This window comes from Fodinisporobacter ferrooxydans, from assembly GCF_022818495.1.
Lineage (GTDB): Bacteria > Bacillota > Bacilli > Tumebacillales > MYW30-H2 > Fodinisporobacter > Fodinisporobacter ferrooxydans.
The window spans coordinates 2,896,883-2,922,509 of sequence record NZ_CP089291.1; the positions used below are offsets into that span (position 1 = coordinate 2,896,883).

Below are 25,627 nucleotides of genomic sequence, written 5' to 3' on the forward strand. Positions count from 1 at the left end.
GGGGATAAAATGATGGTAATTATGATTGCATTTATGGTATTACTTCTAACTACCGCATGTAGCATGTATTTTGCCATTAAAGGCAGGAAAATGGACATGCGAGAGTGGGCGGTAGGAGGAAGAAGTTTTGGTACTCTATTATTCTGGTTTTTAAGTGCAGGGGAAATCTTCACAACCTTCGCCTTTCTTGGAGCAAGTGGATGGGCGTATCAATACGGGGCGCCTGGTTTCTATATTTTGGCTAACGTCGCCTTAGGTTACGTATTAGGTTACTGGCTACTGCCGCGCATCTGGTCGATCGGCAAAAAACACGACATATATACACAGGCTGATTTTTTCCGCTTACGATTTGAGAGTAGGTGGTTGGCATCTGCTATTGCGATTATTGGTATTTTAGCTATGATTCCTTACACACAGCTTCAATTTACCGGATTATCCCTTATCATACAAATCATTTTCCACGGAGCTATTGATAAGACATGGGCAGTGATTGTATCTGGCTTACTTGTGCTTATCTTTGTTTTTACGGCAGGAATTCGCGGGACTGCCTTTGCATCGATCGTGAAGGATCTGTTAATGCTTGCCGTTCTTATTGGTGTAACCATGACGATCGCATCCGCTACGCACTTAGGAAGTATCTCGCATATATTTGAGCTTATGAATCAAAAATATTCGACGTATGCGAGTTTGCCAGGTTTAGCGCCGAAAAAAGGACAAACCGTATTATGGTTTATGTCAACGATTCTTATGGTGAATGTTGGTTATTGGATGTGGCCGCATCAATTTCAAATGACCTGCTCCGCCAAAAGTGCGGATGCGATCCGGAAAAACGCTGTATTTCAACCGTTGTATGCCCTTTCTTATTTCTTTGTCTTTGTCATTGGATTTGCTGCTTTGCTCGTATTGCCAAAGCTCAAGGATAGCAATGCTGCATTGTTGACGTTAATTTCCAATTATTATCCAGGATGGTTCTTGGGATTGCTTGGTGCGGCAGGGATGCTAATTGCGATTATTCCAAGTTCAGCTTTGTTATTAACGCTGGGAACGATTTTTTCGCAAAGTATTTATCGAAATGTCATACATCCAAATGCTTCCGACAAAAAAGCGCTCATGGTTGGAAGACTCGCATTAATTGCAGGTGTGATCCTATCTGTATGGCTCACGATTCATAGCAACAAAACCATTGTACAAATCCTTTTGATTGCATATTCTGCCGTATCCCAGATTGGACCGGGATTTATTCTTGCACTTCTTTGGAAAAGGATTACTGCATATGGTGTTCTCGCAGGTTCTGTAGCAGGCCTTGTTGGGATCACGGTACCATCTGTGATCCACTTTGAAAAATCAATTGCTTTTACCATGAATACCGGTTTTATCGCTTTGCTTTTCAATATTGCAATTACTGTATTGGTCAGTCTTGCAACAAAATCGCCTTCCGATGCAGCGATACGGGTGGGTGTAAATGAGGAAGAAGAGAACATCGCTTTCAACTATCCAGAAGAACAAAAGATAGGCGTATGATAGAAAAAGAGGCGTGAAGAATTTTGACACCAAGTTATTTCCAGGATATTAGATATAATATACTAAATACTCAATAAATAGTAATAATAATAGGTTTTAACCGAAAAAAAGTATAAAACTTAAAGGGGGAAAGAGAATGCGGGGAAAATGGAAACAAATAAATATTGGTTTCTCATGCTTTCTACTGGTAAGTTTGGTTTCAGGTTGCGGTACTTCTGCCACTTCGGGCAGTCAAAGCACAAATGTTCCTACGCTTGTGGTGGATGAGGCAAATGACCCTTCGACATTAGATCCGGGTTTACAATATAATCTAGAAAGTTACACAGTATATCGGAATATTTTTGATAATCTTTTGCACCGTGATCCAGTTAGTTTAAAAATAGTGCCGTGGGTAGCTGAATCCTGGAAGCAAGACTCTCCTACCACGTGGACATTTACCATCCGAAACGATATTACGTTCCAAAATGGGGATAAATTAACGGCTGATGATGTAGCGTTTAGTTTGCAACGAATTTTAGATCCATCTCTGCATAGTCCACAGAATGCTAACTTTAGTGTAGTAAAATCTGTCGCTTCCTCCGGAAATACTGTTACTATAACGACAGCTAAGCCCGCTCCAACGCTTTTATCAGAACTTACCACATTAAGTATTGTTCCAAAAAAATATATTCAACAACATGGTAATGAATATTTTAATCTACATCCAATAGGCAGCGGTCCTTATGAATTGGATAAGTGGGAAAAAGGAAATCAAGTCGTGTTAAAAGCAAATACAAATTACTGGAAAGGGCAGTCTGAAATAAAACAGGTTGTATTTCGGTCCGTCCCTAACGATGCCAGCCGGGTCGCAGATCTACAATCTGGGAAAGCCGATATTGCATTTCCGATTAGTCCAGATGATGTGCAAACGATTAAGGGCAGTAGCAATTTGCAGGTTCTCTCAGCACCTACAGAACGTGTTGCCTACCTTGCATTTAATGTTTTAGGCAATACACCAGTCAAATCGGCCCTTCTTCGTCGAGCAATCGCATATGGAATTAATTATCCATCATTAATGTCTTCTTTGGAACATGGATATGCACAACCCGTCAAAGAAGTACTGACACCCGTTGCATTCGGATATGACAAAAACGTACCCGGGTTTGAATATAACCCGAGTAGAGCGAAAGAGCTCGTACAACAAGCAGGGTATTCCAATGGAGTTACGCTAACATTTGCAACTTCCCCTTCCTATGATCAGAGAATTATACAGGCGATTCAAGGAGATTTAAGCCAAATCGGTATTAAAGTAAACATTGTTAGTACAGATCAGGCAACATACCTGAAGAAAATTCAAAATTCCTCACATAACTGGGGAGATATTCGGATGGGAACGTGGTCTTGTTCGTGCATGGATGCAGACGGAACCATTTACCCACTTTTCCATACAGGAAGTATCTGGAGCAGCTATTCAAACAAATCGTTCGATTCTTTAGTCGATGATGCGCGCACCAATACAGATACGAATCAACGAATGAAGGACTATAATCAAGCATTTACGATCCTTCAAAACGATGTTCCTGGAATCGGTCTTTGGCAAATGGATTCCTTATATGGAGCTAGCAAAAGAATACAATGGAAACCGGATGCCCAAGAGAATTTCTTTGTGCAAGACATAAAACTACAAAAGAAATAAGGGGGAAGATCGGTGGGATACGCTGGAAGACGGATATTCCAAGCTGTTATATCGATTTTGGGAGTCTCAACGATCGTCTTTTTTATATTACACCTTTCAGGTGATCCGGTGCTTCTGATGGTTCCGCAAAACTCCACTGCTGAAGATATTGCGAATCTTCGGCATTCACTGGGCCTTGATAAGCCTTTGGGCATCCAGTACATCTTATTTATTAAAAATCTTTTGCAAGGAAATTTAGGATATTCATACGTTCAGAGTCAGCCGGCCATGGATATTGTCATGGAAAGGGTTCCATATACGGTAGAGCTTGCTCTGGCAGCACTTGTCATTTCTTTGGCTATCGGCATTACGATCGGAATGCTTACTGCAATCTATCGAGGGAAATGGATCGAACGCATGCTAATGCCGATTATTTTAATTGGGCAAAGCATGCCAGCGTTTTGGACTGGTATTCTATTGATCATGTTAATGAGTGTACGGTTGCATTTGTTACCTTCCTCGGGTTCAAGTGGAATACAATCGTTAGTTCTGCCAGCGATAACACTTGCTTCTCTTTCTATGGCGACAGTTGCTCGTATGACGCGCTCCAGCGTAATTGAACAACTTGGAAAAGATTACGTAAAAACAGCACGGTCAAAAGGTGTTGGGAATGCTCGTTTATTGATTCGACATATTTTACGCAATGCCGCAATTCCCATTATCACAATTATTGGCTTGGAAGCAGCAAACCTGCTTGGAGGAGCCGTAATTACGGAAACGATATTCGCCTGGCCAGGTCTCGGACAGTTGACGATTCAATCCATAGCGGCAAGAGATTTTCCACTTGTTCAAGCAATTGTACTTCTTGGGGCAGGCACCTATATCTTCATTAACTTAATCACAGATTTATTGTATGGATTGGTGGATCCGCGAATTAAATTAGGGAAGGATGTGGCGGAATGACATCTGATGTAACCAAACTGGATGATTTTACACCTTCCCAATTCAATGCACTTCAAAAACGTTTCAACTGGAAAAATAAATGGATTCAAATTGCCCCATTTAGCATTATCCTAGCGGTTTTTATTCTTGTAGCATTGTTGCCAAGTGTTTTTACAAATCATCCACCAAATCTTACAGATTTATCGCTTCGTCTAAAAGGACCAGGATATAGTTCGCATGGTTCAACTTATTTTTTGGGAACGGATGAATTGGGCAGGGATGTTTATAGTCGTTTGCTATATGGGGCAAGGGTATCGTTATCCGTTTCTGTCGCCTCGGTGTTTCTATCTGGTTTGATCGGTGGGCTGCTTGGGATACTTGCGGGTTTCTATAAGAACCGAGTCGGGACAATGATTATGCGCGTTGCCGATATTGTGCTTTCAATTCCATTTCTATTATTAGCCATTTTGACGGTCGCCGTGTTGGGACCAAATCTTATGAATCTTATTATTGTTCTTGGCATTACGCGCTGGCCTCGCTACGCAAGGGTCGCTTTCGGACAAACACTTGCGACTGTGAATCAGGAATTTGTCCAGGCTGCGAAGGCACTTGGTGCGCGTTCATGGAGATTAATCGTTAAACACATTTTACCTGAGATCATACCATCATTGGTTGTTGTCGCTACACTTGAAGTTGGACTCATGATCATATATGAGGCATCACTTTCCTTTATAGGATTGGGTGTTCAACCTCCGAATCCCAGTTGGGGTTCGATGCTCACAGAGGGACAACAATATGTAGATACCGCCTGGTGGTTGGCTACATTCCCAGGTATGGCAATTTTTTTAGTCGTACTCTCAATCAATTTGATCGGTGACTTCATTCGAGATGTTTTAGATCCAAAAGATAAACTATCGAATAAATAGAGGGTGATGGAATGTCTGACAAGCAATTTATCGGCAAACGGGTGGTTATAACGGGGGCCGCAGGAGTTATCGGCCAATGGATTACAAAAGCATTTGCCAAACAAGGAGCGTCCCTTTGTATCTCTGACATACGTAAAGAAGAATTGATTAAGTTAGCCAATGACCCGGACTTGGCAGGAAGCGATGTGATTCTTCACGCGACAGATTTGCGTGATCCAAATTCGATCAATGAACTGGTAGAGTTAATCCAAGTAAGGTGGCGAGCCGCAGATATTGTCATCAATAATGCAGGGATATATCCGAGTCAGGAACTCATTCATATGACGAATGAGGAATGGGATGAAGTTTTAGATGTAAATTTGCGAGCCCCTTTTTTATTAACACGTGAGCTTGCGAAAGTAATGATTCAAAATAGAATCAAGGGTTCGATTATCAATATGAGTTCTGGAGCCGCCACAACCACACGAATTGGAGGAGGCCATTACTCTGTTTCAAAAGCAGGATTAGCCATGTTAACACGTGCCTTTGCCCTAGAGCTTGCTCCCTATCAAATTCGCGTGAACGCGGTAGGTCCTGGATTTGCACCAGGAAGTGAAGTGAGTCCATTATCGGAAAACTATATTCAGACGATGATTAGTGGGATTCCTCTTGGCCGCACCTCTGGCCCCGATGATGCCCCTGAAGCGATTTTATTTTTATGTTCTGAGCGAGCATCATTTATTACCGGGGCTACTTTACCTGTTGATGGTGGGCGCTCCGCCGGAAATTTCAAGTTGCCCAAAAGTTTTTCTGAAGAGGCGGGTGTCTAAGTGAAAGACTTGGCATATCATTGGCCAGATGGAAAAAAGTGCGCTGTCATACTGAGTTTTGACTTTGACGGAGAAACTCCTTTTTTGTGGAGATCCCGTAATCAAAATGTGAAGACAATGGGAGAATTTGAACAGCGGCGTTTTGGCCCTCGTCAAGGAGTGCATCGCATTCTTGATTTGTTGGCAAAGTGGGATAGCAAGGCATCGTTTTTTATACCTGGCCGAATCGCTGAACAGTATCCACAAGCAGTAGAAGAGATAGTGAAATATGGGCATGAGATTGGTTTGCATGGGTATCTTCATGAGCGGGTAGATGAATTAAATGAAGAAGAGATAGAAGAGACACTTATACAAGCCAAGGAGTCTCTACAAAAAATTACAGGTCAACGCCAAATGGGATATCGCTCACCTTCTTGGGAAATGACAGAATCTGCATTTAACATAATCATGCGCCATCAAGTACTTTATGATAGTTCCTTAATGGGATATGATCACCCGTATTGGATCGGTGGTTTGCCGGAAATTCCAGTGCAATGGTTGCTGGATGACGCAATTTTCTATCGATATACCGGTGGAAGTTCTGCTTCACCACCCCCTATCAATCCCAAGGTTGTAATCGATTCCTGGAAACAAGAATTTGAGGGGATGAAAAGATTTGGCGGACTGTTTATGGTAACAATGCATCCATGGATCAGTGGTCGAGCTTCACGTATCTTAGCGTTAGAAGAATTGATCAAACATCTAAAAAAGGATACGGAAGTATGGTGGGCAACGTGTGAAGAAGTGGCTGCATACCACAGAACGGCCTATCCTGATCAATTTCGCGAAACAATACATCACATGCGATAAGCCAACATATCTGTTAAATATTCAGTAGGGAGTGTCTATGATGGCAGATGAAGTTGTGCTGAATGTTGAAAATTTATCAGTGGTATTTGAAAAGACGGGGCATGAAGTAACCGCATTGCGAAATATAAGTTTTCAATTGCACCGTGCTGAAATTCTTGGATTGGTTGGAGAGAGTGGATGTGGCAAAAGCCTTACTTCGCTCTCCATTATGCGGCTTTTGGCACCGAATACCAGAATTACGGACGGTACTGTTCAAATTGATGGTGTACCTGTCACTCAACTAACAGAATCAGAAATGCGGAAGATTCGTGGAAATATCATGTCGATGATATTTCAGGAACCAATGACGGCATTAAATCCATTACTTCCAATTGGACGACAGATTGAAGAAACACTCCTATTGCATCGAAACATGAAAAGGTTGAAACGAAGGCAAAGAGTCATTCAATTATTACATTCAGTTGGAATTCCTGAACCTGAAATACGTTACAATCAGTTTCCCTTTGAACTTTCCGGCGGGATGCGGCAGCGAGTGATGATTGCACTTGCGCTTGCCTGTGAACCAAAAGTGGTGATTGCTGATGAACCGACGACTGCTTTAGATGTAACGATACAAGCCCAAATACTTGATTTACTGAAACATATACGAGGTACCTATCAAACTTCAATTTTACTTATTACACACGATATGGGTGTGATTGCGGATGCTGCGGATCGGGTAGCAGTCATGTACGCTGGACAGATTGTGGAGATTGCAACTGTAGATCATTTGTTTGAACGGCCTGCACACCCCTATACGATTGGGCTGTTACAAAGTATCCCAAGTTTATTTGGTGAACACAAAAAAGAATTATACTCGATTTTTGGAAGTGTCCCGGATTTATCAAGACTCCCGAGCGGCTGCCCGTTTCAAAGCAGGTGCACACATGTATCCGAAATTTGCCGTACGGAAAATCCCACTTTGAAACCGATTGAAAACAATCATATGGTTGCTTGTTGGCATGTGATTCCGAAGGGGAGTGTGTTGCATGGATAACGTGGCAGCAAATTCTACACCGTTATTGGTGGTAGAAAATTTAAAAAAACATTACAAAGTAAATACACACTCTGGTAAGCATCGAATCGTTCGGGCAGTGGACGGCATCTCATTTCAAATACAGTCTGGTACTACTTTAGGGATCGTCGGGGAAAGTGGCTGCGGGAAATCAACAGCAGGTCGAGCAATTTTACATCTGACACATCCTACTTCAGGAAACGTTTTATTTGAGGGACGTACGATAACTGCACTGGATCGAAGAGAACTACAAGAACTGCGCAAAGAAATGCAAATCGTATTTCAGGATCCATATTCTTCTCTAAACTCTCGTATGAAAATCAAAGATATACTTGCAGAGCCTTTTAAGATTCATCGTCTTTATCGCGGCTCAGAATTAATCAATCAAATTAAGAAGCTTCTAGAATTCGTTGGCCTCCCGGAAAGCTGTTTGGAAAAATATCCGCATGAATTTTCCGGGGGCCAGCGGCAGCGTATCGTTATCGCACGTGCGATTGCCTTACGCCCGAAATTCATTGTTTGTGATGAACCTGTTTCTGCCCTTGATGTTTCCGTTCAAGCACAAATCGTAAATTTATTTCAACGATTACAAAATGAATTGGGAATAACATATCTATTTATTTCACATGATTTATCGGTGGTTCGCCATATTAGCAGTCAAGTAGGGGTCATGTATTTAGGAAAAATGGTGGAACTAGGGGATACAGATGCAATTTTTGCTACTCCGTTTCATCCATATACGCAAGCACTAATGAGCGCCATTCCCCTTCCTGATCCTAAATTACAACGTCAAAAGGAAAGAATTGTTCTTAAAGGCGACTTACCCAGCCCTTTGACACCTCCTTCTGGATGCCGGTTTCATACGCGTTGCCCATTTGCTGAAGAATTGTGCAGAATTCAGGAGCCGGAATGGAAAGAGATCGAAGCAAATCATTGGGTTGCTTGTCATTTTGCATCACTGAATACATAACGCAAGGGGGAAGTACAATGAGTCTTCGTCCAGAAGATCTGGCAAATCTGATGATGCTTGGTACTCCATCGATCCATCCAAAAGATCAAAGTCAAATCGTCTTTTCGAAAAGCACACTCGATATGGAACATGATACGTATCGAAGTGAATTAGTCTTCTTTAACATCACGACACGAGAATCACAGTTTGTATTTGTTGAAGCGGATCGGAAATTTGCTGATCATAGTCCCAAGTGGTCAGAGGACGGAACGCGTATCGCTTTTTTACGTTCGATTCAAGGCAAGGATGAGCTCTGGTTATATGATGTTTTGGCAGGGGTGCAGGCAAGAATAACGCCAGGAATTAAAGTGAGAGATTTCGTATGGAGCCCAGAGGGTGATCAAATTGCGTTTATAAGTAGGGTTCAAGATACGAAAGAAGCGTACTCTGTTAACAGATTGCGTTATAAGCTTGATGGAGAAGGAATGACCCCTGGTTTTACTCACATATTTACTGTGGATCTTTTGACAAAACAAATAAAACAAATAACGAATATGGAATCAGACCACGGATGCCCTGCTTATTTTCCAAATGGAAATCGATTCGCCTATGTAATGGACTACCCAGAGAAAAACGATGTAGAAAAGCATCCAAAACTAGCGATCCTTGATAGGAATACAGGAAATACTACGATCTGGGATCCACAAGTTCGTTCCATCTCTTCATTACTAGTCATGGGTGATGGAGTGCTTTATGGTGTTGGAAAGAGATTCTCTGAAAACAGTGTTGAGTTTGATAAAATATTCCGATTGCCAGAGAATCAACCAGCCGAATGGCTTTCATGGGATATCGATGTACCTGTGGGATTTTTTATTTTAAGTGATGTAAAACGAACGGGGATAAATCCGGTTGCACGTGTTTTGCGAGAACAAAATTGTATTGTTTTTACTGGAACGAAAAACGGCAGACAAAGTATTTTGATTTACCACCTACATTCATTGAAAGTTACAGAAATACCAATCGAATGTAACGTAATTTCTTTTGACCTTGGACGATGTGACGAAACGGAATGCAATCTTATCTGTTTAGGGGATTCATTTGATAAGCCAGCGGAAATCTTGCAGGTGAATTGGGATTACGATACAAATATTCAAGTCCAACAGCTAACAAATTTTAACCATGATACCGTTTCACATTGGCCGAAAATGGAAGTTCACTCATATCAGCACACTTCCGAAGATGGGAAGGAGATTCATGGATGGCTCATGCGGTGCGCCGAGAAACCATTGAATGAGATGCGAGGTACGATACTTGTCATTCATGGGGGACCGCATTTGGCATTTGGCAATTCTTTTTCTTTTGATTTTTGGTATTTATGCAGCAAAGGATATCAAATCGTTTTTTGCAATCCAAGGGGAAGTTATGGGTATGGGCAATGCTTTTCAAGTTCAATTCTTGGTGAATGGGGAAAAAGCGATGCAGATGATGTATTGGGATTTTTGGACTGTATCGATAAAAAGGATACATTAGCTCGCCCGCTTTTTCTTTCAGGAGGAAGTTACGGGGGATACTTGGTGAATTGGATCATCAGCCACGATTCAAGATTTCGGGCAGCAATTTCAGAACGATCGATATGTAACTTATATAGCAAAATCGGGAATAGTGATTTGGGATTTAGCATAAACCGAACGGAGTTAAATGGTGCAGATTTATGGACAAATGAACCGTTCATTCTCGAACGTTCTCCTATTCGATATGCAAATGAAGTTGACACCCCGGTTTTATTAATTCACGGGGAAGAAGATCACCGCTGCCCCATTGAACAATCAGAACAGTGGTTTACAGCACTGCGAAGATTAGGTAAACAGGTTAAATTCATTCGGTTCCCTGGTGCCAGCCACACTCTTGCTTCATCCGGTCGTCCAAAACATCGTTTAGCACGATTACGTGCAATATTGGAGTGGATTGAGTTGCATTCATAAAGCGGGGGGTTATTTTGGATAAATTATCGAATTATATCACAAGTAATCTGCAAACGATGTTAGCCGATTTGGAAGAGTTGGTGAATCTTGATTCCCCTACCAAGAATAAATATTTAACAGATAAAGCAATGCAGTTTTTTGTAAAACGTTTTATAGAATTAACGGGAGCATTGGTTGAATGGATTCCACAAACAGAATTTGGTGATATCGCCAAACTAAGTATAGGTTCAGGGGAGAGACAGACTCCTAATGCAGTTGCTTTGGCAGAGCGATTAAACTTTTCGCTAACGGAGGCAAGTACGGGCGGTGCAAGTAACGGATTTTTAAATGGCTATAGATTGACGGTTTTAACCATCTGTTCAATATGTACAAAAAACAATACGAATTATTATATTTTTTTTAAAAATAACGTATTGAAATTATAAAAAATAAAATATACACTTATTATAAGTTCCTGATAAATGAATGGATTGTTTAGCAGCTTTACCGATCCATCCTCAGTTTTATCGAAGGTCTATTAAAAATAAGGGGTGGTAACGGTTACACATTATGATCGAAACAAAGGGATAATTGATATGGATGAAACAGATAAAAGCATTATCGAATATCTGCAGAAGGATGGTCGAACCTCTTACACGGAAATTGCAAACGATTTAAATGTTACGGTTGCAACAGTGAGAAATCGAGTGCAAAAGTTAATTGAGAATAATATTTTGAAAATAGTTGGTGTTGTAGATCCATTTTTAACTGGAATGTCAACAGTTGCTATGTTGGGTTTGAAGGTACGGTTAAATAAGCTGGAAGATGTCGTGGATCAAATTGTAAAAATTCCAGAAGTACGATTTGTTGCTGTTTCAACGGGAAGTTTTGATCTGTTTACAGAAATTATAACTTCTTCAAACGAGGAGTTATACAGAATATTAACAGAGGAACTGAGTAAGATCGATGGAATTGAGGATACTGATTCCTCTGTCATATTAAGGATATATAAGCAGTCCTACGACTGGGGAGTCAAGTAATGATTTTAGAGTAGCTTAATGGCTACTCTCATTTACAACAATATTTATCAGAATATTTAACCTATTGTGTGTAGGGGGTATATTCAAATGAGTTATGGCCTGGCAGACGATGTGGTCATCGTGACTGGTGCAGCATTAGGGATTGGAAAAGGGATTGCTCAAGCTTTCTTAGATGAAGATGCCAGGGTAATACTTGTAGACATTAATAGAGAAAATCTATTAGATACTGTAAATGAATTCAAAGAAAAGTATGGGGAAGATAAAGCCAATGAATTAATGGTAGATATAAGGGATCCCTCTGGTTGCAGTAAAATTGTCGAATTTGCAATAGAAAGTTTTGGAAAGTTAGATGTTTTGGTCAATTGTGCCGGGATCTATCCATCAACTTCTTCGTTCGAAATTACGGAGAAAGAATGGGATAACGTGTTTGATCTTAACGTAAAAGGAAGCTTTTTTCTGGCGCAAGCGGCTGCAGTTAAAATGAAAAATCAAAAGAATGGAGGACGAATCGTTAATATATCTTCAACAGCCAGTGAAGTTGCAAGGCCCGGTGTAGCACATTATTGTTCATCGAAGGCAGCAGTCAAAATGTTAACGCAAGTTCTTTCTTTGGAATGGGCACAGTATGGAATTAGAGTAAATGCAGTGGGACCGGGATTGGTGGAAACGGCAACCTTAATAGCTACGTTGACAACAGAAGAAGCACAAAAAGAACATAAAGAGAAACTTTCATATTGCCCAATAAGACGTGCTGCATTGGTCCAAGAAATAGCAGAGGCAGTTTTATTCTTTGCCTCTGATCGGTCGAATTACATAACCGGGCAGAATTTGTTGGTAGACGGAGGATATTCGGCAGGCCGCGTGTTTCAATCAAAAACCATTTAGGAGATTTGGTATAGGAACGAGACGTTTATGTTTTTACAAGAAAAACAAGACGAAATGCTAGAAAACTTAAGATTACTAGTAGAACAGGAGTCACCTTCCAGAAACAAAGTGTTAACGGATCAAGTGGCGGAACGGGAATTTTACAGCCCCGATTGCTCCTACCATTGATGGTCTAGGTGCGATTGGAGATGGGGCCCATGCGAATTATGAACATCTTGTAATATCTGAAATGCCGATCCGTAGCGCCTTGGTTTCCTTATTAATAGAAAGATTTGCAAATAATAATTTTTAAATATTCTGTCAACAGGAGGTATATGATTTTGAAAACACATATAGCTAATCTTATTGCTGACCTTATGAATGAGGTTAATGAAATTTTTCTTATGGAATATAACAGGCAGATTGCTAGAGAAGTTCGGCTTTCCGGCACACCAGAAGAATTACGGGCTTTTGAATATGTAAAACAAACGTTAGATGGGTTTGGACTTTCTACAAAGCTAATGTTTTCCAACGCTTATATAAGTTTACCGGGAAATGCTGAGCTGCGGGTAAACGGTACTGTATTTCCGTGTATTACTCATTCCATGTCTACGCCTACTTCTGATGATGGAATTCTAGGAGAACTTGTCTATGTTAGTAAGGGATTTTACGCAGACTATAAGGACATTGATGCCAAAGGGAAAACTGTTCTTATAGATGGGCTTGCAGTTCCCGGTGCGGTAAAAATTGCACAGGAGATGGGAGCCGCTGCAGCCCTATTTATTAATGCCAAGTATACACATGAGATGATTGTATCTCCAGTTTGGGGGAATCCGACACCTGAAACCGTTAATAACTTGCCGAAAATACCTGTAGTTTCAGTTAATCATGCAAATGGAGATGCGATAAAGGGGATTTTGGAACAAAGTGATAATCAGAAAACAAATGTATGGTTGAAAACACAAGTGGATACTGATTGGCGTCAGATACCAACATTAATTGCAGAAATTCCAGGATCTGTTGAACCTGATAAATATGTTTTGTTTAGCGGTCATATTGATTCATGGCACTATGGGGCAATGGATAATGGTTCTGCAAATGCGACTATGGTAGAAGTAGCCCGTATTTTGTCTAAACAGCGCAACAAACTTCGTAGATCTTTGCGTTTTGCTTTTTGGTCTGGACATTCCCACGGTCGCTATGCCGGTTCTACGTGGTATTGTGATCAGAATTGGGAAGATCTTTATGAAAACTGCGTTTTACATGTCAATATTGATTCGGTTGGTGCCAAAGGGGCAACAGTATTAAGCGAATCCAATTGTATGGCTGAAACTAAAGATTTGGCAGCGAGTGTCGTAGGATTGCTCGCGAATGAGGAATATCAGGGTACTCGCTATGGGAGAGCAGGTGACCAATCTTTTTGGGGAACCGGTACCCCGTCCATCTTTATGGGTCTTTCTGAACAACCTGCCTCGTTGGATCCTTCTGCAACGGCGTTTGCACAATTGTTCGGCGGAGGAAAAGCGGGTGGTTTTGGTTGGTGGTGGCATACAACAGAGGATACTTTGGATAAAATTGATCCAGAATTTTTAAAACGAGATTGTAAAATTTATGTAGCCGCAATTGTTCGTGCATGCTCGGAAGATTTGATTCCGCTCAATCAAGCTGCTGCAATTCAAGAATTAGCAGGGTATTTAAAAGATTACCAGTTGAAAGTCGAAGGTAAGCTAGATTTGAATAAAATCTTAAATCGAATAACATCATTAGAAAAACAGGTGATAGACGTCTATCAATTAGCTGATGCGAATGCACTTTCTGCTTATCAAATCCACCTTATAAATGATTGGATTATGGAACTATCTCGTATCCTAGTACCATTGAATTACGTAAAGGGTAGTATTTTCGATCATGATGTTGCTTTAAAACAGCCACCTATTCCATCTCTTGCCGAATTACATCGACTTGCTGAAGTAGAAGTTGGAACAAATGAGTATTATATGTTAGTTACCCTCCTTACAAGAAGAATCAACGAAATTAATTTTGACTTAAAAAGAGCCAATAGGATTACTGAGGAATTGTTATCGAACCTAAATCGCGCAGGTGCCAAGGTTTTATCGTAAGGTGAAATAGAGAAAATTATTGAAGAATTTGGACGTACAGCGAAGCGCGCGGTAGAAGCGGGAACAGCTTTTATTTGTCACTACTTCACAGGAGGAGACATTCATGAAAGTTTACGTTGTAGGTGCTGGTGCCATTGGTGGTGTAGTAGGCGGTTATTTATCGAAAGCGGGATATGATATTACTTTGGCAGACATCGCCAAGGAACATATTGAAGCGATAAAAGCTTCAGGATTGACAATAGATGTTGATAACCAAAAAATAAATATTCCGGTTAAGGCAATAGATGCTGAAGAGTTTGCCCGCCAAGAATGTCAAAATGTTGATCTTGTTATTCTTGCAGTTAAAGCACAGCATACAGAACAAGCGTTACGCCCTATTATTCATCATTTGCATTTTAATTCAATTGTACTCTCCATGCAAAATGGATTATGTGAAAATGTTATCGCTTCAATAATAGGGAAAGAACGAACAATGGGATGTTTTGTGAATTTGTTTGCTGATTATATGGAACCGGGGGTAATCCAATATGGGGGCGTTGGAAGTTTATATATCGGTGAATTGGATGGAAAAATAACTCCTCGCCTTGAACAAATCCATCAAATGCTATTAGCGTGGGGCCCAGCACAAATGACTAACAATATATGGGGATATCTATGGAGCAAACTTGCTTATGGCGCTGTATTAACAGCTACAGCTTTAGTAGATGAAACCATGGCAGATGTCATAGAACCGATGGAGAATCGGGAATTACTCTTTGTTTTAGCAAGTGAAACATTATCCGTAGCAAATCGTTTAGAGATTTCACCGATGGGTTTTGATGATTGGGAGCCGACTCTCATCTATCCAAAAGAAACAAGGGATGCGGCAAAATTAAATGATCAATGGAATACTCTCATCAAACGTTTACGCTCCTATAAAAAGGTGAAGAGTGGAATCTGGCGTGATCTAGCAGTGAGAAAGCGAAAGACAGAGGTGCCCTATCACTTAAATCCTGTGATTGAACAAGGGAAAAAGTTAGGGATCTCGATGGAATTGACCAAAAAAGTTGTTTCAATGATCCAGGAAATTGAAAATGGGTCTCGTAAAATGTCATGGAATAACATTGTGGAATTAAAAAATCGAATAAATTAAAGAAACTATCTGTTTAGGAGGGTACATATGCCATTGACAAATCTACAATCAAACGTTGTGAAGACTGATTCCGAGCTGGCAGAAAAAGCAATGATTCGTAAAGCTGTCATTGCTGGTTCTATCGGAAACGTAATGGAATGGTACGATTGGTCTATTTATGGATTTTATGCAGCAATTATCTCTAAACAATTTTTCCCGTCGAAAGATCCTCTTGCTTCTCTTTTACTGACCTTTGCAGTTTTTGCCGTCGGTTTTATTATGAGGCCGTTGGGATCGCTTTTTTTTGGACCTTATGGGGATCGGGTTGGACGAAGAAAGGCTTTAGCAGCGTCGGTTATTATGATGGCAATTGGCACAGTTTTAATTGGTATCGTTCCTAGTTATGAACAAATAGGTGTAGCTGCTCCCATTCTACTCGTGGTTGCACGTTTAATTCAAGGATTCTCTGCCGGCGGAGAATGGGGCGGTTCTACTTCTTTCTTAGTAGAATATGCACCAAAAACAAAAAGAGGACTGTATGGAAGTTGGCAGCAGGTTAGTACAGGCGCAGGTTTATTTGCTGGTTCTCTTGTTTCAACCATCTTCTCATTTTCCATGTCGCATGAAACACTTAATTCATGGGGATGGAGAATTCCTTTCCTGTTAGGTATTGTTCTTGGATTCGTAGGTCTTTACCTTCGCATGAAGGTTGATGATACGCCTATGTTTAAAGAAGCAGAAGGGTCACATGAAATTGTAAAGACGCCTTTGAAAGAAATGTTTGCGAAACATCCAAAACAAATTTTAAAATCAATCGGCTTTACCATGCATTGGACAGTTTCCTATTATATTTTTCTGGCTTATTTGCCAACTTACATTAATAAAGTTCTACATTTGTCCTTTAGTTTCGCCTTAGCTGCAAATCTGATTGTACTGACATTCTTTATGTTAATTGTGCCGTTCATGGGGCATCTTTCAGACCGATTTGGTAGAAAACCATTGCTAATATGCTCGTGTTTAGGATTTATTCTTTTCAGTTACCCTGTGTTCTTTTTGATCGGAAAAGGTGGATTCTTGTTCGTTCTATTACCGCAATTCATCTTTGCAATATTTGAAGCCATGTATTCCGGAACGGGTCCTGCTGCATTAGCAGAGTTATTCCCTACACGTGTACGAAATAGCGCATTGTCTGTTGGGTATAATTTAGGCGTTGCGCTGTTTGGTGGCACAGCTCCTTTTATTGCAACATATTTGATTTCTGTTACTCACAATAACTTTTCGCCAACTTATTATGTCATTGGGTGTGCTATTGTAACGTTCCTTGTTCTTCTCACTCTCAAAGAAACGAATAAAGATGATCTATATTAATAAATTCATTTGTTTTTCTTAGGTTTGTATTATTTTCTCATAGTTATAGTATAACGTACTGGTCTCCCTAAGTCGTGTCTAATTTTCTGGGTTCATTATAAGGGTTCCTGGTTTATTATCGGGAACCCTTTTGCACAGAGAAATATATAGAACCAATTACTAATGCTCATTAATCAATTAACAGAATGATTATGTGAAAATATCGGAAATATTAAGAATCAGGCAGAATCTGCATGATTTTTGAAAGAAAATGATTGATTGTTTTTGTAGCAGAGGAGTATGGATTCATTAATTACAGTTCATTTGAAAGCGGGGGCATGCAAGGATTAAGATATCGGATTTTAATCATTTACATGCATATTTGAATTTTCTAAGAATTATAATCTTTGGCGGGTGCAAGGTTAAATAAGGAATCATTTTTGGTGTAAATTGATTTGCTATACTTCTATAGAACGAGTGAGTACACTGTAATCGAATTGCAACAATCGTGCGATCAGTGTATTTATGGCCAAAAATTCCAAATCATGTTGTCTGGTCAGAAGGCCGACAGTTCGGATCAGCGGAGAACGTAAAAGGAAGTAGTTGGGATACCCAGGTTGCCGATTAGTTATACAGGTTTCCGGTACCAATGCAACGCCATATCCGCTTTCAACCAAATATTTTATCGATTCGGTTCGCTCCACTTCCATAACGATGTTTGGTTGATATCCAGCCTTGAAGAAACCGTTTAATATGATCTCACGCAATTGGAATCCTTTTTCGTAAATAATAAACGGTTCATCTTTAAAATCTTTGAAGTCCAGGGAATGTTTGGGTAAGGATGCGAATCGGTGATGTTCCGGGATTATAAGAACTAATTTCTCAACATACAATACGGAAGTTAAAAAGGATGTCTCCTTGGAAGGAAGAGTGGTTATGCCGAGATCAATCTCGTAGTTTTTAATAGATTCTTCTATTTTCGAGGAACCCAATTCCTTTATCGAGCATTGAATTCCCGGAAATTCTTTTAAAAAATCCACAATGAACGGAGGGAGCCATGACAAAGCTATCGTAGGCAATGCTCCGATTTTGATCTTGCCTCTGAGTCCGTTACGTATATCCTGAAGACCATCTATGGTGTCAGCCATGTACTTTACAATTTGCTCACAGCGACTTCGCATGAATTCCCCTTCTTCAGTCAGTCGAATTTTTTTCCCATTTCTCTCGAAAAGTTGGCATTTTAGGTCTTGTTCAAGCTTATTGATTTGCTCACTGAGTGTAGATTGGCTGACAAAAAGATTGCTCGCAGCTTGTGTAAAATTTAAACAGCGTGCCGTTTCCAAAAAATACTGGATTTGACGGAGTTCCATTGTATTTGCCTCCATGTGATGTTAAATGATGGATCGGTTTTACCGATTCATGCGATAGGAACAAAAGATTATACGTATGATCATTATTCTATTACACTAAACATGTATAAACAAACTATTTTAAATACTCATTCTTAATTGTATTGAGGGGGGTGACTATTTGAAGCTGCAAATCAATAAATTTTATGTGAATGACATCCAGTTTGCCGGGAAAACGGAATTTCGCGCGGGCATTTTAACGATTAACTATCATGAGTTGTCGGATATAGCACTTTCTTTAGGGTATGAGTCTGTATCGTTGGAAATTGCCCGACCGGGGGAAAACTGTAGGATTGTGCACATCATGGATATCGTTCAACCACGTTGGAAGCCGAACCGTCCATTTGCTTATTCGGGTGCATGCGGTTCTGTGCCGTATGCGGCAGGTGAAAATGTTACACATGTGTTGGATGGTATGGCAATTATTCAAACTGGAGTCACGGAAGGAATACAAGAAGGAATCATCGACATGTCAGGAACCGGGGCAAAGTACTCCATTTTTTCGCAAACAATAAATTTGGTTATAAATGGTACATTTTCAAGAGAACTGACACGCGAAGAATATGACCGTATGCAAAGAGATTGCTTATTTCATATTTCGAACTATTTGGCTGCTGCAACACAGGCTGCAATGCCGGATCAAATAGAAGAATACGACTGGAAACTTGTTGATCAGACAAATACAGAACTGCCCCGGATCGGTTATGTATACCATGTACAGGCGCAAGGCAGCCTTAGGGACACGTTTGTATATGGAGCATCCGCCCGCAATACGTTACCTTTCTTTATGAGTCCGTTAGAAGTGTTGGATGGAGCGATTCAAAGCGGAAATTATGTGATTGCTTGCAACAAAAATCCTACGTATCTGCATGTACTGAACCCAATCGTCACAGAATTATTGGAAAGGCATGGCAGGGAATTGCATTTTGTCGGAATTGTTGTTACCACAGAATATAGCAATTTGATAGACAAAACCCGAAGCGCCACGCTAGTTGCAAACATGCTTGGCAGTCTTGGCGCTGATGGAGCAATCGTTACAAAAGAAGGCGGCGGGCATGCGGATACCGATTTGATGTTGGTGAGTGAAGCATGCAATCAACATGGCATCAAGACGACGCTGATTGTAAACGAAAGCGCGGGATCGAATGGCGATATGCCACCCTTGATCGATTTCCATGAAAGCGCTGACGGTATTGTCACAATGGGGAACAACGATGCAGTCATACATTTGGATACAGTTTCCAGGGTGCTTGGCGGGGATTCATTGCAAGGCATGGCGGCAAACCCGCACGACTGTTTATCCCTGCCATTAGCCAAAATCTACGCTTCCACGAATCCCCTTGGCGTATCGCCTATGACTTGTATAGAGAATTGAGGTGAGCAAATGACCATTCGTATCGTGCATTATCTGAATCAGTTTTTTGGGCAGATTGGCGGTGAGGATAAAGCGGGAGCGACACCGCAATTGGTTGCAAAGGCGATCGGTCCTGGTGTGGTATTGGACTCGCTGTTTGGGGACAAGGCTGCCGTTATCGGCACAGTCATTTGCGGTGACAATTATTTTGCCGAGAACACTGACGATGCAGCAAGGCAGGTTGTAGATCTGATACGGTCGTTGAATCCTGATCTCGTTGTGGCCGGCCCGGCTTTTAATGCGGGTCGTTATGGTCCGGCTTGTGCACGGGTTTGCCGGGATGTGACAAAAGAACTGAGAATACCGGCGATCACAGGACTATTTGAAGAAAATCCGGGGTTGGATTTATATCGCAAAGAGATTACGGCTGTTCGTACAGGGGATTCTGCAAGAGATATGAAACGCAGCCTCGAAAATATTGTCAAAATTGCCTGGAGAATGGTATCGGACGGACAGGAAATACCGGATACGGAAAGAACTCTGCTTCATACCCGGGGGTTTCGGGAAAATCGATTTTGTGAAGCCAGCGGAGCAAAACGTGCAGTCGATATGCTTTTGCAAAAAGTAGCCGGGCTTCCTTTTGCCACAGAGCTTGCATTGCCTGCCTTCGATACAGTAAAACCAGCCTTGCCGATAAAGTCCCTACAACAGAGTACGATTGCAATTGTTACGGAAGGCGGGCTCGTGTTGCGTGGGAATCCTGAATTGCTGGAATCCTCACGCGCAACCAAACACCTGAAAATATCCATCGATGCATGGGACGAAATGCCCGTTGGAGATGTCGAATCCGTGCATGGCGGCTATGACAGGACATACATCAACGCAAATCCGAATCGACTTGTTCCATTAGATGTTCTTGCAGATATGAAACGCACCGGGGCGATCGGCAACATTCATCCCATTGTTTACTCAACAACCGGAAACGGCACAACGTTGGGCAACGCGAAACATTTCGGCCAAGAGATTGCAAACGATTTAAAAACGTATCAGGTGGATGCGGTTATATTGACATCAACCTGAGGCACCGGTACTCGTTGCGGTGCGACGATAGCGAAAGAAATTGAAAGAAGCGGAATCCCAGTTGCTCAGATATGTACATTAACGACAATTGCTAAAACTGTTCGATCCAATCGGATTATTCCGGCGATCTCCATTCCCCATCCGTGCGGTGATCCCGCTAGAAATTCAGAAGATGAACGCCGATTGCGCCACAATTTAGTTTGGAAGGCTTTGCAAGCTTTGCAAACCGAAGTGGAAGGTCCGACGATTTTTACTGAATAAAGAGCATGATTCTCGAGGGGGAAAACACATGGCAAATTCGGGGCCAATGGCGCCAGGTATTGCAACAATCGACAACAAACAGAAACAAATCAAGATTGGCAGTATCCTGTTTGCATTTGTAATATTGTTTGGTTTTTTAAGCATTCCGTTTCAACATGGACTTAAGCCTGCAGGGCACAGTTTATTGGCCGTATTGTTGTTTATGGTTGTACTGTGGGTCACGGAGGCCGTCAGCTATTCTGCCAGTTCCATTATTTTAATTGCAGCGACCGCAGTCGTTGTGGGGTTTACTCCGGATGGCCATGGCCACATTGTCGGAACAACGGCTGCACTTAACATGGCCTTGTCCGGATTCGCCACAGGAATATGGGTTTTGGTCGCTTGTGCTCTGATTATTGCAACAGCATTAGGAAAAACCGGATTAGCCCAGCGAATTGGTCTAAGTGTTCTCTATGTGCTAGGCACGAATACAAGGCGGGTATATTTGGGGCTGTCGGTTATGTGCTATATATTTGTCCTGGTGGTGCCGGCACAGGCAGCAGTCGCTGTTGTCATGACGGCCATTTGTATGGGAATTATTGCGGAATACAATATAAAAAACAATCAAAATTTCGCGAAGGGCATGCTGTTAATCGTCGCACAGGGGTCCGGTATTGCCGGTCTTGGTATTCTTACCTCAGGTGCGCCTCCATTGCAAGCAGATCGATTTATTGGTCTGGCAACACATCATACGATTTCATGGATCGACTGGCTGGTGTATGGCTTGCCATTCAGCATTGCCATGTTTGTCGTGCTTTATTTCCTGATCGTCTGGATGTTTCCGCCGGAAATGGACGAGCTGGAGGGAGGCCGACAACTGCTTCGTTCCAAATTGCGGGACATGGGGCCGATGCCTGCCAAGGAAAAACGGCTGCTTATCATCATGGTTGCAACGATCATTCTCTGGGCAACAAGTTCCATTCAACCCATTGACAATTCGACAGTAGCTGTACTGGCTGCTGCAGCCATTCTGTTTCCCGGCATCGGAGTAGTATCTTGGGACGAAATCGTCAAATCGGTCAATTGGGGCACCATTATGCTGTTTGGTGCAGCGATTTCGCTAGGAACCTATTTGTTGAAGACAGGAGCGGCTGCCTGGGTTGCAAAAAGCACAATCGGACAGCTTGGCTTCGAACACTTGCCGATGTGGCTTGTTTTGATTCTTGTGGCGTTTGCTTTCGGAATATTCAGTTTGGGATTTTCGGCACGGACGGCGGCCGTAGCCGCGCTTGTGCCGACAGTGTTGGGATTTGCACAGAATCTGCATGTCGCAAATATGAATGTCTGGGGTTTTACATTGATACTGTATTACGCGATTCAATTTACAGCCGTTGTGCCGGTCAACGATCCTATGGCTATCATCGCATTCGGCTCCAATACCTTTACAGTGAAAGATATGCTCAAGTTATCGATTCCATTGGTGATTATATCCATGCTGCTAATCGGGTTGTTTGCAATGACATATTGGCATTGGCTCGGCGTAATTTGAATGATTCATGCTAAATGATCCATGTAAGGAGGGCTGCTGTTGGAAGGGGAAACTTTATACGATGTCATTATTGCCGGTGCGGGTCCTGCAGGGATGACCGCAGCCGTTTATACATCTCGTGCGAACATGAAAACACTGATGATTGAGAAAACCGTTCCGGGCGGCCAAATGGCCAACACGGAAGCAATCGAAAATTATCCGGGATACGAATCCATTTTAGGACCGGAACTTTCTGAGAAAATGTTTCAGCACGCCAAAAAATTCGGTTCGGAATATGTCCGGGGATCTATCAAGGAAATCAGGGATGGATATCCGTATAAAACAGTGGTTGTCGATGAGATCGAATATAAGGCGAAAGCGGTTGTCGTGGCAACAGGTGCCGAACATCGGAAACTGGGGGTTCCCGGTGAATCCGAATTATCCGGATGTGGAGTCTCATACTGCGCCGTGTGTGACGGAGCGTTTTTTGAAGATGCAGAATTGGCCGTTGTGGGAGGCGGGGATTCGGCTGTCGAAGAGGCGATATTCCTGACGCGCTTTGCAAGCAAAGTCACGATCATACATCGCCGCGATGAGCTGCGGGCGCAAAAAATTATCCAAACGCGGGCCTTTGAGAATAAGAAAATCCAATTCGTCTGGAACCATCAAGTGCAGGCAATTCAAGGAGACGGAATGGTATCCGGCGTTTTAATAAAAAACACGATTACGGGAGCAGAAACGGTGTTTCCTTGCCAAGGCATATTTATCTACGTGGGGATGGATCCGATTTCCGATTGTGTAAAACATTTGGGGATTACCGATACAAGTGGATATATCCTGACAGATGATGCGATGCGGACAAATGTGCCGGGCATATTTGCCGCCGGAGATGTACGGATGAAAACGTTGCGGCAGGTAGTAACCGCAACAGGTGATGGGAGCCTGGCAGCCCAGTCAGCCCAGCAGTACGTGGAAGAGTTAGATGAAAGGCGCAAACAGGAATCCGGATCCCCATCAGAAAAACATGCGGTCTGAGAGATTCGATGACAAAAGAGATTCCATGACAAACAGGAGGCTAGTATGATAAAGCCTGTGATTAAAGGAGCTTCATCTGTAATTGTGCATACACCGAGTCTGGTTCGTTACGGATCAAAACCGGAAAGAGAAATCAAGAAGGATCCTCTTCTTCTCGAAAAAATACTGGGAAGTTTACGAGGATATGAGGATGCGCTGTCATATCCGCCTAATCAAGTGTTTATCGGCAATTTGAAGCCGGATGTCTTGCGCGACATGCAAAACCCCTGGTATCAATCGCCAATAAAAGATGCAAGCCGTTTCAGTGCATTTGGTGAAATTATGCCGGAAGACGAATTTTATGGATGGCTTAAGATAGCTGATGAATATAACCTTGTAATGCTCGAAGAGAGTTTTTTATTGGAAGTAAAAGGGAAGCTTGCAAACCATCCTTTAATTAATGAGAGTGATTTACAGCGTTTAGGAAAAGGCGCAAGCAGAGATGCGATTGAAGAAGCGGTTGCATCCGGCAAAGGAATCCCGTTGCATGTAAATCAAACGGAAACAATCGGATGTTTTTTAACAGGGCATGAAGAGGATGAGAATTTAACACCCGAAATTTTATTGGAAAATTTATGCAATAAGGCATCCGGTCTGATCGCCATGCGCCATGTGTTAACATCGTTTGAAATTTCACCTGAACAAATCGATTATGTGATAGGGTGTGACGAAGAGGCGGTTGGTGACCGGTACCAACGTGGCGGCGGCAATATGGCGAAATCGATCGCTGAACTGGCCGGTTGTGATAACGCAAGCGGTTCAGATTTGAAATCATTTTGCTGTGCCCCGAATCATGCCATAGTTGTGGCTGCCAGCCTTGTACAATCCGGGTTATATGACGAGGTGCTGGTAATTGGTGGAGGATGCCTGGCTAAACTTGGGATGAAATATGCCGGACATTTGAAAAATCATATGCCAATTCTGGAAGATCAACTTGGCGCCGTCGCAATTCTGATCGGTAAAGATGATGGAAAAAGCCCGGTGGTGAGGCTCGATGCAGTTGGAAAGCACAATATATCAGCCGGATCATCCGCACAGAACATTTATCAAACACTCGTTGTAAATCCGTTGGCGCATATCGGCAAAAAAATAACAGACATTGATAAATATTCGGTAGAATTGCACAATCCGGAAGTTACGGAACCCAATGGCAATGGAAACGTACCAAAAACCAACTATCGAACACTTGCGAGCATTGCCGCAATCCGGGGAGAAATGGACAAATCAAACATCCCTAAATTCGAAGTAAAATATGGAATGCCCGGATTTTCACCAACACAAGGGCATATTGCCGCATCCATTCCGTTTCTGGTTCATGCCAGGGAGATGATTATGGATGGTGAAATCAATACTGCCATGTTTATTGCGAAAGGAAGTTTGTTCCTTGGAAAAATGACAAAATTATCAGATGGCATGTCATTTTTAATTGAACAAAATAAAGGGGTGCAGCAGCAATGATAGAGATTAACAAAGAAAATTTTACAACGGAAGTTATTGAATCTGATAAACCTGTTTTGATCGATATCTGGGGCCCTTCCTGTCAACCCTGTCTTGCTTTAATGCCGCAAGTGGAACGCTTGTCCGAAACATATAGCGATAAAGTCAAGATGGTGAAATTAAACAGTGTACAAAATCGCCGACTTTGTATTGATATTCGCGTGATCGGGTTGCCATCCTTTTTACTTTACAAAGATGGCGTAGAAGTAAGCAGATTGAGCAGCAAGGACATTACGATTCAGGATATTGAAAATTTAATCGTTGCGTATGCCTGACCAAAAAAATTGTCTGGTTTTCG

At 41.9% G+C, this 25,627-nt stretch carries 22 protein-coding genes; 21 read left to right on the forward strand and 1 reads right to left on the reverse strand.

The window, feature by feature from the left end:
• Positions 1-12 precede the first annotated feature (12 nt).
• From LSG31_RS13795 to LSG31_RS13865, 15 genes are all read left to right on the forward strand, one after another.
• The gene (locus LSG31_RS13795) at positions 13-1,521 is read left to right on the forward strand and encodes a sodium:solute symporter family protein (RefSeq protein WP_347435670.1); all 1,509 of its coding nucleotides are present in this window, start codon (positions 13-15) and stop codon (positions 1,519-1,521) included.
• 136 nt (positions 1,522-1,657) lie between these two features.
• Positions 1,658-3,196: an ABC transporter substrate-binding protein gene (locus tag LSG31_RS13800; protein WP_347435671.1), complete on the forward strand. Its 1,539-nt coding sequence runs from the start codon at positions 1,658-1,660 to the stop codon at positions 3,194-3,196.
• Positions 3,197-3,208: 12 nt separating this feature from the next.
• On the forward strand, positions 3,209-4,138 hold the full coding sequence (locus tag LSG31_RS13805) for an ABC transporter permease (protein ID WP_347435672.1): 930 nt from the start codon (positions 3,209-3,211) through the stop codon (positions 4,136-4,138).
• Positions 4,135-5,043, forward strand: coding sequence for an ABC transporter permease (locus tag LSG31_RS13810; RefSeq protein ID WP_347435673.1), 909 nt, complete (start codon positions 4,135-4,137; stop codon positions 5,041-5,043). Before LSG31_RS13805 ends, LSG31_RS13810 begins: the two co-directional genes overlap by 4 nt.
• An 11-nt stretch (positions 5,044-5,054) precedes the next feature.
• Entirely contained in the window at positions 5,055-5,852 is a 798-nt protein-coding gene (locus LSG31_RS13815; protein WP_347435674.1) for an SDR family NAD(P)-dependent oxidoreductase, read from the forward strand.
• Complete coding sequence (locus LSG31_RS13820; RefSeq protein ID WP_347435675.1) at positions 5,853-6,701, forward strand: polysaccharide deacetylase family protein; 849 nt, start codon at positions 5,853-5,855, stop codon at positions 6,699-6,701. It abuts the gene before it with no gap.
• 40 nt (positions 6,702-6,741) lie between these two features.
• On the forward strand, positions 6,742-7,737 hold the full coding sequence (locus LSG31_RS13825) for an ABC transporter ATP-binding protein (RefSeq protein ID WP_347435676.1): 996 nt from the start codon (positions 6,742-6,744) through the stop codon (positions 7,735-7,737).
• A complete protein-coding gene (locus LSG31_RS13830; RefSeq protein ID WP_347435677.1) occupies positions 7,730-8,725 on the forward strand; it encodes an ABC transporter ATP-binding protein in 996 nt (331 codons plus the stop codon). Before LSG31_RS13825 ends, LSG31_RS13830 begins: the two co-directional genes overlap by 8 nt.
• A 17-nt stretch (positions 8,726-8,742) precedes the next feature.
• Positions 8,743-10,686 carry a S9 family peptidase gene (locus LSG31_RS13835; protein ID WP_347435678.1) on the forward strand — a complete coding sequence of 648 codons (1,944 nt, stop codon included), beginning with the start codon at positions 8,743-8,745 and terminating at the stop codon, positions 10,684-10,686.
• A gap of 14 nt (positions 10,687-10,700) precedes the next feature.
• Positions 10,701-11,111 (forward strand): hypothetical protein, encoded by a 411-nt coding sequence (locus LSG31_RS13840; RefSeq protein WP_347435679.1) that lies wholly within the window; start codon positions 10,701-10,703, stop codon positions 11,109-11,111.
• 150 nt (positions 11,112-11,261) lie between these two features.
• Positions 11,262-11,705: an Lrp/AsnC family transcriptional regulator gene (locus LSG31_RS13845; RefSeq protein WP_347435680.1), complete on the forward strand. Its 444-nt coding sequence runs from the start codon at positions 11,262-11,264 to the stop codon at positions 11,703-11,705.
• Between the two features lie 87 nt (positions 11,706-11,792).
• Positions 11,793-12,590, forward strand: a complete 798-nt coding sequence (locus LSG31_RS13850) for an SDR family NAD(P)-dependent oxidoreductase (protein WP_347435681.1) — start codon at positions 11,793-11,795, stop codon at positions 12,588-12,590.
• 314 nt (positions 12,591-12,904) lie between these two features.
• Positions 12,905-14,689, forward strand: coding sequence for a M28 family peptidase (locus LSG31_RS13855; protein ID WP_430734201.1), 1,785 nt, complete (start codon positions 12,905-12,907; stop codon positions 14,687-14,689).
• Between the two features lie 103 nt (positions 14,690-14,792).
• Complete coding sequence (locus LSG31_RS13860; RefSeq protein ID WP_347435683.1) at positions 14,793-15,821, forward strand: ketopantoate reductase family protein; 1,029 nt, start codon at positions 14,793-14,795, stop codon at positions 15,819-15,821.
• Between the two features lie 27 nt (positions 15,822-15,848).
• Entirely contained in the window at positions 15,849-17,168 is a 1,320-nt protein-coding gene (locus LSG31_RS13865; protein ID WP_347435684.1) for a metabolite/H+ symporter, read from the forward strand.
• Positions 17,169-17,605: 437 nt separating this feature from the next.
• On the opposite strand, the gene LSG31_RS13870 is transcribed toward LSG31_RS13865, so the two are convergent.
• Positions 17,606-18,517, reverse strand: a complete 912-nt coding sequence (locus LSG31_RS13870) for a LysR family transcriptional regulator (RefSeq protein WP_347435685.1) — start codon at positions 18,515-18,517, stop codon at positions 17,606-17,608.
• A 160-nt stretch (positions 18,518-18,677) separates the two neighbouring features.
• On the opposite strand from LSG31_RS13870, the gene LSG31_RS13875 reads away from it, so the two are divergent.
• The 6 genes from LSG31_RS13875 to LSG31_RS13900 are packed head-to-tail and all read left to right on the forward strand — an operon-like array spanning position 18,678 to position 25,604.
• Complete coding sequence (locus LSG31_RS13875) at positions 18,678-19,931, forward strand: glycine/sarcosine/betaine reductase component B subunit (protein WP_347435686.1); 1,254 nt, start codon at positions 18,678-18,680, stop codon at positions 19,929-19,931.
• A 9-nt stretch (positions 19,932-19,940) separates the two neighbouring features.
• Positions 19,941-21,251 carry a glycine/betaine/sarcosine/D-proline family reductase selenoprotein B gene (locus tag LSG31_RS13880; RefSeq protein WP_347435687.1) on the forward strand — a complete coding sequence of 437 codons (1,311 nt, stop codon included), beginning with the start codon at positions 19,941-19,943 and terminating at the stop codon, positions 21,249-21,251.
• A gap of 28 nt (positions 21,252-21,279) precedes the next feature.
• A complete protein-coding gene (locus LSG31_RS13885) occupies positions 21,280-22,779 on the forward strand; it encodes an SLC13 family permease (protein WP_347435688.1) in 1,500 nt (499 codons plus the stop codon).
• Positions 22,780-22,818: 39 nt separating this feature from the next.
• Entirely contained in the window at positions 22,819-23,793 is a 975-nt protein-coding gene (gene trxB / locus LSG31_RS13890) for a thioredoxin-disulfide reductase (RefSeq protein ID WP_347435689.1), read from the forward strand.
• A 45-nt stretch (positions 23,794-23,838) separates the two neighbouring features.
• The gene (gene grdC, locus LSG31_RS13895) at positions 23,839-25,290 is read left to right on the forward strand and encodes a glycine/sarcosine/betaine reductase complex component C subunit beta (protein WP_347435690.1); all 1,452 of its coding nucleotides are present in this window, start codon (positions 23,839-23,841) and stop codon (positions 25,288-25,290) included.
• Positions 25,287-25,604 carry a thioredoxin family protein gene (locus tag LSG31_RS13900; protein WP_347435691.1) on the forward strand — a complete coding sequence of 106 codons (318 nt, stop codon included), beginning with the start codon at positions 25,287-25,289 and terminating at the stop codon, positions 25,602-25,604. The genes grdC and LSG31_RS13900 overlap by 4 nt, the downstream gene beginning before the upstream one ends.
• The last annotated feature ends 23 nt before the right edge of the window (positions 25,605-25,627 follow it).